Genomic DNA, 11,223 nt, shown 5'->3' with positions numbered 1-11,223 from the left:
ATGCAATATTTCTGATTCAGACGTTTGAGTTTTCTGAAAAAATAGCCACCCCCGCGAAGGCCCCTCTTCGCGGGATTTTCCGCCGCTGTGCTATCGTTGCGGCATCACCCCGAAAACACCTTAGAGAATCGCTGCATGAACGTGGCCGTCTCGCCCACAGAGCGTCGTTTCAACTGGAGACGCCTGTTACTTGTGGCGCTTCTGTGCGTGCTCGCCCCGCAGGCCTTTGCCCAGGCTCCCAGTCCGGCGGATCAACGCGCCGAGGCGGTCACCCAGGTGGTGCTCGGCATCCTCAGTTACGCACGCTGGCCGGTGGAGCCCGCGCAACTGCGCCTGTGCATCGTCGGGCCGACCCAATACACCGACGACCTGGTCAAGGGCACCACCCAGGCCACCGGCCGTCCGGTAGTGGTGCGGCGGCTGTTGGCCGACCATCCCGATATCGTCAATGCCTGCGACGCCGTGTACATCGGCAAACTCAGCGCCGATGAACGCAGCCAATTGTTTGCCTCGCTCAGCGGCCACCCGGTGCTCAGCATCAGCGAGGGTGGCGACCAGTGCACCGTGGGCAGCCTGTTCTGTTTGCGAGTGGAGGACGAGCAGGTGTCGTTCGAGGTCAACCTCGACTCCGTTGCACGCAGCGGCGTGCGCATTCACCCCAGTGTGCTGCAACTGTCCCGCCGCCGAGCAGCCGCGCCATGACAGCCGTCAAAGTACGCCCGACCCTGCGCTCCGTGATCGGCAGGGGGCACTTGATCCTGGCATTGGTGGCGGTGATCCTGGCCAGTGTGTCGCTGACCCTGCTCGGTGTGCTGGCGCTGCGAGTGTACGCTGAGCACAACCTGCATTTGATCGCGCGCTCGATCAACTACACCGTAGAAGCCGCAGTGGTGTTCAACGACAGCGCGGCGGCGACCGAAGCCCTTAGCCTGATCGCGTCCACCGAAGAGGTGGCCCAGGCTGAAGTCTTCAACGCCAACGGCAGGCTGTTGGCGCAATGGGTACGCCCGGAAACAGGGATGTTGTCCAAGGTCGAGCTGCAACTGGCCCACGCCCTGCTTGAACAGCCCATCAGCCAACCCATCATCCACCAGGGGCGAACCGTTGGCAGCATTCACCTGACGGGTCATGGCGGTAGCCTGTTGCGTTTCCTGCTCAGCGGTCTGGCCGGGATCTTGATTTGCACCGTGCTGAGCGCTTGGGTCGCCCTGCATTTGGCACGGCGCCTGTTACGGGGCATTACCGGTCCATTGCACAGCCTCGCGGCAGTGGCACACGCCGCCCGTATGGAGCGCGACTTCGACCGCCGCGTACCACCGGCACAAATCGCCGAACTTGACAGTTTGGGCAACGACTTCAACGCCCTGCTCGGCGAGATGGAGGCCTGGCAGTCCCACCTGCAAAGCGAAAACGAAACCCTTGCCCACCAGGCCAACCACGACAGCCTGACCGGCTTGCCCAACCGGGCATTCTTTGAGGGCCGCCTGATTCGTGCGCTGCGCAGTGCGGCCAAGAGCAAGGAGCAGGTGGCAGTGCTTTACCTCGACAGTGACCGCTTCAAAGAGATCAATGACAGCTTTGGGCATGCCGCAGGGGATGCCGTGCTTGTGGCCGTCGCCAAGCGTGTGCGTGCGCAATTGCGTGAGGACGACCTGGTGGCACGCCTGGGCGGCGATGAGTTCGCTATCCTGCTCTCGCCGCTGCACAAGCTGGAAGACGCCGAGCGCATCGCCGATAAAATCATTGCCAGCATGGACATACCGATCCCGGTACCGGGCAATACCCAGGTCTTGACCTCACTCAGTATCGGCATCGCCATTTATCCCGAGCATGGCGCCACCCCAGGTGCCCTGCTCAACGCCGCCGACGCGGCGATGTACCAGGCCAAGCGCTTGTCCCAGGGCGGCCAGCAAACAGCGGAGCCGGAGCGCCCCGCCGTCAATGTTCATCACAGGAGTTAGTCCCTTGTTCTCGACTGTACGCGTTCTGTTTATCACCTTGTTCGTGGCGCTGCTGGCCCTGAGTGGGTGCCAGACAGCCCCGCCCAAAGGGCTGACCCCGGCGCAGATCGCCGTGCTCAAGCAACAAGGTTTCGCACTGACCGACGAAGGCTGGGCGTTTGGCCTGTCCGGCAAAGTCCTGTTTGGCAGCGACGTCGAGAGCCTCAACCCCGCCAGCACTGAGATCGTCCAACGCATCGGCAAGGCCCTGCTGGGCGTCGGCATCGAACGTGTGCGCATCGACGGCCATACCGACGCCTCGGGCAAGGAAACCTACAACCAGCAACTGTCCCTGCGCCGTGCCAAAAGCGTGGCGACCGTGCTGACCGGCGTGGGCATGAAAGAACAAAACATCCAATTGCGCGGCCTGGGCAGCAGCGAGCCGGTGGCGTCCAACGACACGGCGGCGGGACGCACTGAAAATCGGCGGGTGTCGATCGTGGTGATCGCGGATTGAATGGCTTCACCCGCGTTAATCTGAAATGCAATCAACCTGTGGGAGGGGGCTTGCCCCCGATAGCGGAGTGACAGAACCCGAGGGACGGGCTGACACATGGCTATCGAGAGCAACCCTCCCAGACCTCGTTAGGATTTGCCCACCTGAGTCCTTGCAGACTTACTGACTGGCAAACCGCATCTCCCGCGTCTCTCCCATCAACAACCCCTGGTTCTGCTCCGTCACTTGCCTGATGTAATCCCACAACAAGGTAATCCGCTTCAACTTGCGCAGATCCTCACGGCAATACATCCAAAACTGCCGCGTAATCGCAATCTGCTCCCCCAGCACCGGCAGTAAGCGCGGGTCCTGTGCCGCCAGGAAACACGGCAATATTGCCATCGATCGCCCTTGCTGCGCCGCCACGTACTGAGCGATCACGCTGGTACTGCGCAAGCTGGCGCTGGCGCCCGGTACGACGTTTGCCAGGTAGAGCAGCTCTGAGCTGAACGCCAGGTCATCCACATAGCTGATAAACGGATGCTCGGCCAAATCTGCCGGGCGTTGGATGGGCGGGTGTTGGTCGAGGTATTCCTGGGTCGCGTACAGCTGCAGTTTGTAGTCGCACAACTTGCAACACACGTACGGCCCATGTTCCGGGCGTTCCAGGGCGATGACGATGTCGGCTTCGCGCTTGGACAGGCTGATGAAGTGGGGCAGGGGCAGGATGTCCACCGAAATCGCCGGATACGTGTCGACGAAGTGGCTCAACTGCGGGGTGACGAAAAAGCTGCCGAAGCCTTCGGTGCAGCCCATGCGCACATGGCCGGACAACGCCACGCCGGAGCCGGATACCTGCTCGCAGGCCATGTGCAGGGTACTTTCGATGGACTCGGCGTAGCCCAGCAAACGCTGGCCTTCGGGGGTGAGTACGAAACCGCTGGTCCGGGATTTTTCGAACAGCAGGGTGCCGAGCGACACTTCCAATGAGCTGATGCGCCGCGACACGGTGGTGTAGTCCACCGCCAGGCGCTTGGCGGCGACGCTGGCCTTGCGGGTGCGGGCCACCTCGAGAAAAAACTTCAGGTCATCCCAGTTCAGGGAGCCCAGTGATGTGATGTTTTTTTGCATATTGGACCGGCTTTTATGTGCGTTCTTATTAGAGATTTGCACATCTATACTCCAAAAACAGTCCGAACGCCTCATTACCAAGGCGATTCACGCGCCTTGTCTCTGCATAACTACAAGATTGGAGACCACATGAACGCATCTGCCGATATTTCCGTGCAACAGGTCAAGTTGCTGATCAATGGTGAATGGGTCGAGTCCAAGACCACCCACTGGCAAGACATCGTCAACCCGGCCACCCAGCAAGTGCTGGCCAAAGTCCCGTTTGCCACCGCCGATGAAGTCAACGCAGCCATTGACGCCGCCCATCAAGCGTTCCAAACCTGGAAGCTGACGCCCATCGGCGCGCGCATGCGCATCATGCTCAAGCTGCAAGCCTTGATCCGCGAACATTCCAAGCGCATCGCCGGGGTCCTCAGCGCCGAGCAGGGCAAGACCATTGCCGATGCCGAAGGCGATATTTTCCGTGGCCTGGAAGTGGTGGAGCACGCCTGTTCCATCGGCACCCTGCAAATGGGCGAGTTCGCTGAAAACGTCGCAGGGGGGGTGGACACCTATACCCTGCGCCAACCCATCGGCGTGTGCGCCGGCATTACCCCGTTCAACTTCCCGGCGATGATTCCGCTGTGGATGTTCCCCATGGCCATTGCCTGCGGTAACACCTTCGTCCTTAAGCCTTCCGAGCAAGACCCGCTGTCAACGATGCTGCTGGTGGAACTGGCGCTGGAAGCCGGTGTGCCGGCCGGCGTGCTCAACGTCGTGCACGGTGGCAAGGATGTGGTAGATGCGCTGTGCACCCATAAAGACATCAAGGCGGTGTCCTTCGTCGGCTCGACCGCCGTGGGGACGCATGTGTACGACCTGGCCGGCAAGCACGGCAAGCGCGTGCAGTCGATGATGGGCGCGAAGAACCATGCGGTGGTGCTGCCCGATGCCAACCGCGAACACACCCTCAATGCCCTGGTCGGTGCCGGTTTCGGTGCGGCGGGCCAGCGTTGCATGGCCACTTCGGTGGTGGTGCTGGTGGGTGCGTCCAGGCAGTGGCTGCCAGACCTCAAGGCGCTGGCGCAAAAGCTCAAGGTCAATGCCGGCAGCGAAGCTGGAACCGATGTCGGCCCGGTGATCTCCAAGCGCGCCAAGGCGCGCATCCTGGAACTGATCGAAAGCGGCGTGAAAGAAGGCGCCAAGCTGGAGTTGGATGGCCGCGACATCCAGGTGCCGGGCTTCGAGCAAGGCAACTTTGTCGGCCCGACCCTTTTCTCCGGCGTGACCACCGATATGCAGATCTACACCCAGGAAATCTTCGGCCCGGTACTGGTGGTGCTGGAAGTCGACACCCTCGATGAAGCCATCGCCCTGGTCAACGCCAACCCGTTCGGCAACGGCACCGGCCTGTTCACCCAGAGCGGTGCGGCGGCGCGTAAATTCCAGAGCGAAATCGATGTGGGCCAGGTCGGTATCAACATCCCGATCCCGGTGCCGGTGCCGTTCTTCAGCTTCACCGGTTCCCGTGGCTCCAAACTGGGTGACCTGGGCCCTTACGGCAAGCAAGTGGTGCAGTTCTACACCCAGACCAAAACCGTCACCAGCCGCTGGTTCGACGACGACACGGTCAATGATGGCGTCAACACCACCATCAACCTGCGCTGATTCGGGAGACGACCATGAAGATTGCATTTATCGGCTTGGGCAACATGGGCGCGCCCATGGCCCGCAACCTGATCAAGGCCGGCCATGGGCTGAACCTGTTCGACCTGAACCAGGCGGTACTCAAGGAATTGGCCGAGCTGGGTGGCAGCATCAGCGCTTCACCGCGGGATGCCGCTACCGGCGCCGAGTTGGTGATTACCATGCTGCCGGCCGCCGCCCATGTGCGCAGTGTCTGGCTGGGTGAAGACGGTGTTTTAGCCGGTATCGGCCAAGGCGTGCCGGCGGTGGATTGCAGCACCATCGACCCGCAGACCATCCGCGATGTTGCGGCTGCGGCGGCCAAGCAAGGTGTGGCTGTCGCCGATGCACCGGTCTCCGGTGGCACTGGCGGCGCGCAAGCCGGTACCCTGACCTTCATGGTCGGCGCCAGCGCGGAACTGTTTGCCACCCTGCAACCGGTGCTGGCGCGGATGGGCCGCAACATTGTGCGTTGCGGCGACGTCGGCACCGGCCAGATCGCCAAGATCTGCAACAACCTGCTGCTGGGCATCAGCATGGTCGGCGTCAGCGAAGCCATGGCCCTGGGCGATGCGCTGGGCATCGACACCCAAGTGCTGGCGGGGATCATCAACAGCTCCACCGGCCGCTGCTGGAGTTCCGACACCTACAACCCTTGGCCGGGCGTGATCGAAACGGCGCCGTCATCCCGTGGTTATACCGGTGGTTTTGGTGCCGACCTGATGCTCAAGGACCTCGGCCTAGCCACCGAAGCCGCGCGCCAGGCACACCAGCCGGTGATCCTCGGCGCCGTGGCCCAGCAGTTGTATCAATCGATGAGCCAGCGTGGGGAAGGGGGCAAGGACTTCTCGGCGATCATCAACAGCTACCGCAAACCCAAGTAGTGTGGGCTGCGCTTACTGTGGTAAGTAGACTGACTGTGGCAAGCCCTAGGGCTTGCCCCGCGTTGGGCTGCGCAGCAGCCCCAATCCAATCACTGCGATCGTTCAGAAGGATCGGGGGGGATGGTTTTAGGGCTGCTGCGCAGCCCAACGCGGGCAAGCCCTAATGCCATTCAGTTAAGGCTTTTTTGTAGGAGCGAGCTTGCTCGCGAAAAACGTCAACGATAACGCGTGTCTCCTGAATGAACGCGGCGCCTGTGAGTTTTTCGCGAGCAAGCTCGCTCCTACAAAAGGCGATGTACGCTTAACTGAACGGCATTAGGGCAAGCCCGCTCGCCACAGTAAACCGGCTCGCCACAACGCAAAGCAGTTCACGGTAGAAGTGAATCAAGCAAACACAAAATACTTACGCACCGTCTCGACCACTTCCCACGTGCCCTTCATCCCCGGTTCCACCACAAAGATATCCCCAGCGCGCAAGTGGATCGGCTCCATGCCTTCCGGGGTGATCACGCAGTAGCCCTCTTGGAAGTGGCAGTATTCCCACTTCACGTATTCCACATACCACTTGCCCGGTGTGCAGATCCAGGTGCCCATGATCTTGCTGCCGTCTTCGCTGGTGTAGGCGTTGAGGTTGACGGTGTGCGGGTCACCTTCGAGCTTTTCCCATTTGCAGGCATCCAGGACGGGCAGTGGGTGGGTGTCGCGCAGTACGGTGATGGGCTTGGACATGGATGACTCCGAGGCGGGGAATGGAAAGATGCACCCTAAGGCCTTGGGCGTTGCGCCAGTGGTCTGAACTCGACATCGGGATGCCCAGAAGCGCAGGGAGTCCGATGGTTGAGGCATCGCGAAGTCAGTGTGGAAGGCTTTTTTGTAGGAGCGAGCTTGCTCGCGAAGAACTCACAGACGCGGCGTTCATTCAGGAAACACGCGTTATCGTTGAGGTTTTTCGCGAGCAAGAACTAGGCGTCCACCCTCGCTCCTACAGGAGGCTATGTACGCTTAACTGACCGGCATTAATCCTTGGTGGCCGCTCCTCTGTGGCCAGGCGATACTTCTGAGCGTAAATAAGCCGTTTCTTCGCAGTAAGTGCGAAATATTTCCGGCTTGGCGCAGGAAATCGCAAGAAAATTCACAGCTGGCCCTCGTATCATTCACCTTAGTACCGACCGAGAGCCTTGAAATGAACCCAATAAAAACGTGGTGGGACATCAGCCCACCCTTGAGCGCGGCGACCCCGACCTGGCCGGGGGATACGCCGTTCCAGGAAGAGCGTGTATGGCAGTTCGGCCCGGAGTGTCCGGTGAATGTCGGGCGCATTACCTTGTCGCCGCACACTGGCGCCCACGTGGATGCCCCGCTGCATTACAGCGCGCAGGGTGCACCGATTGGCGAAGTGTCGTTGGACGTGTACATGGGCCCGTGCCGCGTGTTGCATTGCCTGGACAGCGGCGCGCTGGTGCAGCCGCATCAACTGGACGGGCGTGTGGATAACTTGCCCGAGCGCGTGTTGCTGCGCACTTATCCACAAGCCCCGCTGACCGAGTGGGATTCGAATTTCACCGCCATCGCCCCGCAAACCATCGAGCTGCTCGCCGGCCTCGGTGTGCGCCTGATCGGTATCGACACCCCGTCCCTGGACCCGCAACAGTCCAAGACCATGGATGCTCACAACGCCGTGGCCCGCCATGGCATGGCGATTCTCGAAGGCATCGTGCTCGATGACGTAGCGGAGGGCGACTATGAACTCATCGCGCTGCCCCTGCGGTTTGCCCATCTCGACGCCAGCCCGGTCCGTGCCATTCTCCGCCCGCTCAAGGAGCCCACGCGATGAGCCAATGTCCTTTCTCAGCTGATTACCAACCCCCGGAAGAATGGCATAACGCCGAACTGAATTTTTCCGAGTCCATGAGCTATGGCGACTACCTGGACCTGGGCAAAGTCCTCAGTGCCCAGCACCCGCTGTCGCCAGACCACAACGAAATGCTCTTTATCATCCAGCACCAGACCTCCGAGCTGTGGATGAAACTGATGCTCCACGAACTCAAGGCCGCCCGCGAACACGTGCGCCTGGGCGAGTTGCCGCCAGCGTTCAAGATGCTGGCGCGGGTGTCGCGGATCTTCGATCAACTGGTGCACGCCTGGGCGGTGCTGGCGACGATGACGCCGTCGGAGTACAAGGCGATTCGCCCGTTCCTGGGGCAGTCATCAGGGTTCCAGTCGTTCCAGTACCGTGAGATCGAATTCATCCTCGGCAACAAGAGCCCGGCGCTGTTGCGGCCCCATGCCCATCGGCCTGAGTTGTTGCAGGAGTTGCAGGTGGCGATTGCCACGCCGTCGCTGTACGACGAGGCGATCAACCTGATGGCCAAGGCGGGCCTGGCGATTGATCCCCAACGTGCCGAGCGCGACCCGACGGCGGCCACGGTGCATGATGACTCCGTGGAGGCGGCATGGCGTGAGGTCTATCGCAACCCAAGCCGGTACTGGGACCTGTATCAGTTGGCGGAAAAGTTTATCGACCTGGAGGACTCGTTCCGCCAATGGCGCTTCCGGCATGTGACCACGGTGGAGCGGATTATCGGCTTCCAGCCGGGTACTGGCGGCACCGAAGGCGTGGGTTACCTGCGCAAGATGCTCGACACGGTGCTGTTCCCCGAGCTGTGGCGGGTACGCTCCACGCTGTAAACGCAATCAAATGTGGGAGGGGGCTTGCCCCCTCCCACATGGATATTACTGCGCAGCGGCGACCGCTTTCGTCTTACTCACTCGCAACCGGTAGGCCACATAGATAACCCCCACCCACACCGGCATCGCATACACCGACTCCCGAATCCCAGGAATCGCCAGCATCACGCTGATGATCATCAGCATGAACGCCAGGCACAGGTAGTTGCTGAACGGGAACCAGAAGGTCTTGAACGACGGCACCACGCCTTGCTCACCCATGGCTTTGCGGAACTTGATGTGCGTGATGCTGATCAGCGCCCAGTTGATCATCAGCGAGGCAACCACCAGCGCAAACAGCAACTCCAGGGCACTTTTCGGTGCCACGTAGTTGACCACCACGCACAGCATCGTCACCAGCGCCGAAATACCCAGGGCCCGCAACGGTACGCCTTGCTTGTTGAGTTTCATCAGCGACTTGGGTGCATCGCCTTGCTCGGCCAGGCCGAACAGCATGCGGCTGTTGCAGTACACGCCGCTGTTGTACACCGACAGCGCCGCGGTCAGTACCACGAAGTTGAGGATATGCGCGGCGGTGTCGTTCCCGATCAGCGAGAAGATCTGCACAAACGGGCTGCCGCTGTAGGCATCGCCCGACGCGCCGAGGGTTTGCAGCAGTTGATCCCACGGGTACAGCGACAGCAGCACGGTCAGGGCACCGACATAGAAAATCAGGATGCGGTACACCACCTGGTTGATCGCCTTCGGGATCACCTTGCGCGGTTCGCTGGCCTCGGCGGCAGTGATGCCCACCAGCTCCAGGCCACCGAACGAGAACATGATGAACGCCATGGACATCAACAGCCCCATGCCGCCGTTGGGGAAGAACCCGCCGTGGCTCCACAGGTTGCTGATCGAGGCTTGCGGGCCGCCGGTGCCGCTGAACAGCAGGTAGCAGCCGAGCACGATCATGCCGACAATCGCCACCACCTTGATGATCGCGAACCAGAACTCAGCCTCACCGAAGAACTTCACGTTCAGGGTGTTGATCAGGTTCACCGCGACAAAGAACACCAGTGCGCTGACCCAGGTTGGGATCTCTGGCCACCAGAACTGGATGTACTTGCCCACGGCCGTCAGTTCGGCCATGCCCACCAGCACGTACAGCACCCAGTAGTTCCAGCCCGCCAGGAAGCCCGCGTAACCGCCCCAGTATTTGTGCGCGAAGTGGCTGAATGAACCCGCCACCGGTTCTTCAACGATCATCTCGCCCAGCTGGCGCATGATCAGGAACGCGATGAAACCGGCAATCGCGTAGCCCAGGATCATCGACGGCCCCGCCGACTTGAGCACCCCGGCCGAACCGAGGAACAGCCCCGTGCCGATGGCCCCTCCCAAGGCAATCAGCTGAATATGCCGGTTCTTCAGGCCACGCTTGAGGCCTACCGGGTTAACCATGTCATCCGCCATTAACATTCCCTTCTACTTGTTTTTCTCGGGGTTGATTACACGCCGAACCCGCCCCTCAGAAGTGCTGAGGGGTCAGATATTACTCTGCGTGAACTTTTCGTAATACAGCTGAACGCCATCAAGTGCCTGATCCACCAGCCATTGCTGGATGGATTCGACCATTGGCGGGGGGGCCGCACACGTACATATCGGCCGATCTGTCGCGTAATTCGGCCAGGTCAAAATGCTCGGTGAGGTAGCCACGCTTGCCGGACCATGCGGGCGAAGGGTTGCTCAGGACTTCGGTGTAGCGAAAGTGGGCGAGCCTGGAGGCGTAGGCCTGGAGGCGCGCCGCTTCGCACAAGTCTTCGACGCCGCGTACGCCGTAGTAGACGCCCCCTGTAGGAGCGAGCTTGCTCGCGAAGGTATTTCAGGCGCATCGCTGCGCTGGATGTACCTGTTTCGCGAGCAAGCTCGCTCCTACAAAAGGCATCGTCGGCCTACTTACGCACAACCAGATCCAACACCTCATCCCGATCCTTGATCTTCTGCAACACGATCTCCGAGCGAATATCCATCACCCCCGCCGTGCGGTTCAGGTGGTTCACGATAAAGTCCGAAAAGTGCTTGAGGTTGCGCGCCTGCACCCGTAGCACGTAGTTGCTGGCGCCGGTGATCACGTAGGCGCTGGCCACTTCCGGCCAGCCTTGCACCTTCTTGATAAACGTCTCATGCCAATCCTCCACATCCTGGCGCAAGGAGAGGTGGACGATGGCCTCCAACTCGATCCCCAACTGCTCGGCATTCAGCACCGCGCGATAGCCGCTGATGATGCCTTCGCTCTCCAGCAAGCGCAGGCGGCGCAGGCAGGCGGAGGGTGACAGCGCGACTTTTTCCGCCAGTTCCTGGTTGCTGATACGGCCATCCTGTTGCAGGAAATGCAGGAGGCGCAGGTCGGTGGCGTCGAGAATCATGGTTGGCATAAATCCGC

The 11,223-nt window shown here is 60.9% G+C and carries 11 protein-coding genes and 1 pseudogene; 7 read left to right on the top strand and 5 right to left on the bottom strand.

Features of this window, described 5'->3' with window-relative positions:
- The first annotated feature begins 135 nt into the window (after positions 1-135).
- Genes AB7933_RS28635 through AB7933_RS28625 form a run of 3 tightly spaced genes read left to right on the top strand, consistent with a single transcriptional unit; the run spans position 136 to position 2,457 of the window.
- Positions 136-702 carry a YfiR family protein gene (locus AB7933_RS28635; protein ID WP_024077399.1) on the top strand — a complete coding sequence of 189 codons (567 nt, stop codon included), beginning with the start codon at positions 136-138 and terminating at the stop codon, positions 700-702.
- Positions 699-1,961, top strand: a complete 1,263-nt coding sequence (locus AB7933_RS28630) for a diguanylate cyclase domain-containing protein (RefSeq protein WP_024077398.1) — start codon at positions 699-701, stop codon at positions 1,959-1,961. Before AB7933_RS28635 ends, AB7933_RS28630 begins: the two co-directional genes overlap by 4 nt.
- Before the next feature lie 4 nt (positions 1,962-1,965).
- Positions 1,966-2,457 (top strand): OmpA family protein, encoded by a 492-nt coding sequence (locus AB7933_RS28625; RefSeq protein WP_024077397.1) that lies wholly within the window; start codon positions 1,966-1,968, stop codon positions 2,455-2,457.
- Positions 2,458-2,616: 159 nt separating this feature from the next.
- Here the strand turns inward: AB7933_RS28625 and AB7933_RS28620 are convergent, their stop codons facing one another.
- Positions 2,617-3,567 carry a LysR family transcriptional regulator gene (locus AB7933_RS28620; protein WP_024077396.1) on the bottom strand — a complete coding sequence of 317 codons (951 nt, stop codon included), beginning with the start codon at positions 3,565-3,567 and terminating at the stop codon, positions 2,617-2,619.
- A gap of 129 nt (positions 3,568-3,696) precedes the next feature.
- On the opposite strand from AB7933_RS28620, the gene AB7933_RS28615 reads away from it, so the two are divergent.
- Both AB7933_RS28615 and mmsB read left to right on the top strand, forming a co-directional pair.
- Complete coding sequence (locus AB7933_RS28615) at positions 3,697-5,214, top strand: CoA-acylating methylmalonate-semialdehyde dehydrogenase (protein ID WP_069077011.1); 1,518 nt, start codon at positions 3,697-3,699, stop codon at positions 5,212-5,214.
- A gap of 14 nt (positions 5,215-5,228) precedes the next feature.
- Positions 5,229-6,116 carry a 3-hydroxyisobutyrate dehydrogenase gene (mmsB, locus tag AB7933_RS28610; RefSeq protein ID WP_024077394.1) on the top strand — a complete coding sequence of 296 codons (888 nt, stop codon included), beginning with the start codon at positions 5,229-5,231 and terminating at the stop codon, positions 6,114-6,116.
- A gap of 384 nt (positions 6,117-6,500) precedes the next feature.
- Here the strand turns inward: mmsB and AB7933_RS28605 are convergent, their stop codons facing one another.
- Positions 6,501-6,845 carry a cupin domain-containing protein gene (locus AB7933_RS28605; RefSeq protein WP_003230905.1) on the bottom strand — a complete coding sequence of 115 codons (345 nt, stop codon included), beginning with the start codon at positions 6,843-6,845 and terminating at the stop codon, positions 6,501-6,503.
- Between the two features lie 454 nt (positions 6,846-7,299).
- On the opposite strand from AB7933_RS28605, the gene kynB reads away from it, so the two are divergent.
- Both kynB and kynA read left to right on the top strand, forming a co-directional pair.
- The gene (gene kynB / locus AB7933_RS28600) at positions 7,300-7,950 is read left to right on the top strand and encodes an arylformamidase (RefSeq protein WP_024077393.1); all 651 of its coding nucleotides are present in this window, start codon (positions 7,300-7,302) and stop codon (positions 7,948-7,950) included.
- On the top strand, positions 7,947-8,804 hold the full coding sequence (gene kynA / locus AB7933_RS28595; RefSeq protein ID WP_024077392.1) for a tryptophan 2,3-dioxygenase: 858 nt from the start codon (positions 7,947-7,949) through the stop codon (positions 8,802-8,804). Before kynB ends, kynA begins: the two co-directional genes overlap by 4 nt.
- 45 nt (positions 8,805-8,849) lie before the next feature.
- Here kynA and AB7933_RS28590 read toward each other — a convergent pair whose 3' ends face one another.
- From AB7933_RS28590 to AB7933_RS28580, 3 genes and pseudogenes are all read right to left on the bottom strand, one after another.
- Positions 8,850-10,253 carry an amino acid permease gene (locus AB7933_RS28590; protein ID WP_024077391.1) on the bottom strand — a complete coding sequence of 468 codons (1,404 nt, stop codon included), beginning with the start codon at positions 10,251-10,253 and terminating at the stop codon, positions 8,850-8,852.
- 72 nt (positions 10,254-10,325) lie between these two features.
- Positions 10,326-10,626, bottom strand: a pseudogene (gene antC, locus AB7933_RS28585) (anthranilate 1,2-dioxygenase electron transfer component AntC); the annotation flags it as partial.
- Between the two features lie 106 nt (positions 10,627-10,732).
- Positions 10,733-11,206, bottom strand: a complete 474-nt coding sequence (locus tag AB7933_RS28580) for an Lrp/AsnC family transcriptional regulator (RefSeq protein WP_003176072.1) — start codon at positions 11,204-11,206, stop codon at positions 10,733-10,735.
- Between the last annotated feature and the right edge of the window lie 17 nt (positions 11,207-11,223).

Origin of the sequence: Pseudomonas gorinensis (assembly GCF_042015035.1) — a bacterium.
Classification (GTDB): Bacteria; Pseudomonadota; Gammaproteobacteria; order Pseudomonadales; family Pseudomonadaceae; genus Aquipseudomonas; species Aquipseudomonas gorinensis.
This window is presented reverse-complemented; position numbering and strand designations above follow the sequence as displayed.

Excerpts from the sequence above, each read along its gene's own strand:
- AB7933_RS28635 (WP_024077399.1), top strand. The coding sequence starts at position 136 with ATGAACGTGGCCGTCTCGCCCACAGAGCGTCGTTTCAACTGGAGACGC.
- AB7933_RS28605 (WP_003230905.1), bottom strand. The coding sequence starts at position 6,845 with ATGTCCAAGCCCATCACCGTACTGCGCGACACCCACCCACTGCCCGTC.
- AB7933_RS28630 (WP_024077398.1), top strand. The coding sequence starts at position 699 with ATGACAGCCGTCAAAGTACGCCCGACCCTGCGCTCCGTGATCGGCAGG.
- kynB (WP_024077393.1), top strand. The coding sequence starts at position 7,300 with ATGAACCCAATAAAAACGTGGTGGGACATCAGCCCACCCTTGAGCGCG.
- AB7933_RS28620 (WP_024077396.1), bottom strand. The coding sequence starts at position 3,567 with ATGCAAAAAAACATCACATCACTGGGCTCCCTGAACTGGGATGACCTG.
- AB7933_RS28580 (WP_003176072.1), bottom strand. The coding sequence starts at position 11,206 with ATGATTCTCGACGCCACCGACCTGCGCCTCCTGCATTTCCTGCAACAG.
- AB7933_RS28590 (WP_024077391.1), bottom strand. The coding sequence starts at position 10,253 with ATGGCGGATGACATGGTTAACCCGGTAGGCCTCAAGCGTGGCCTGAAG.
- AB7933_RS28615 (WP_069077011.1), top strand. The coding sequence starts at position 3,697 with ATGAACGCATCTGCCGATATTTCCGTGCAACAGGTCAAGTTGCTGATC.
- mmsB (WP_024077394.1), top strand. The coding sequence starts at position 5,229 with ATGAAGATTGCATTTATCGGCTTGGGCAACATGGGCGCGCCCATGGCC.
- kynA (WP_024077392.1), top strand. The coding sequence starts at position 7,947 with ATGAGCCAATGTCCTTTCTCAGCTGATTACCAACCCCCGGAAGAATGG.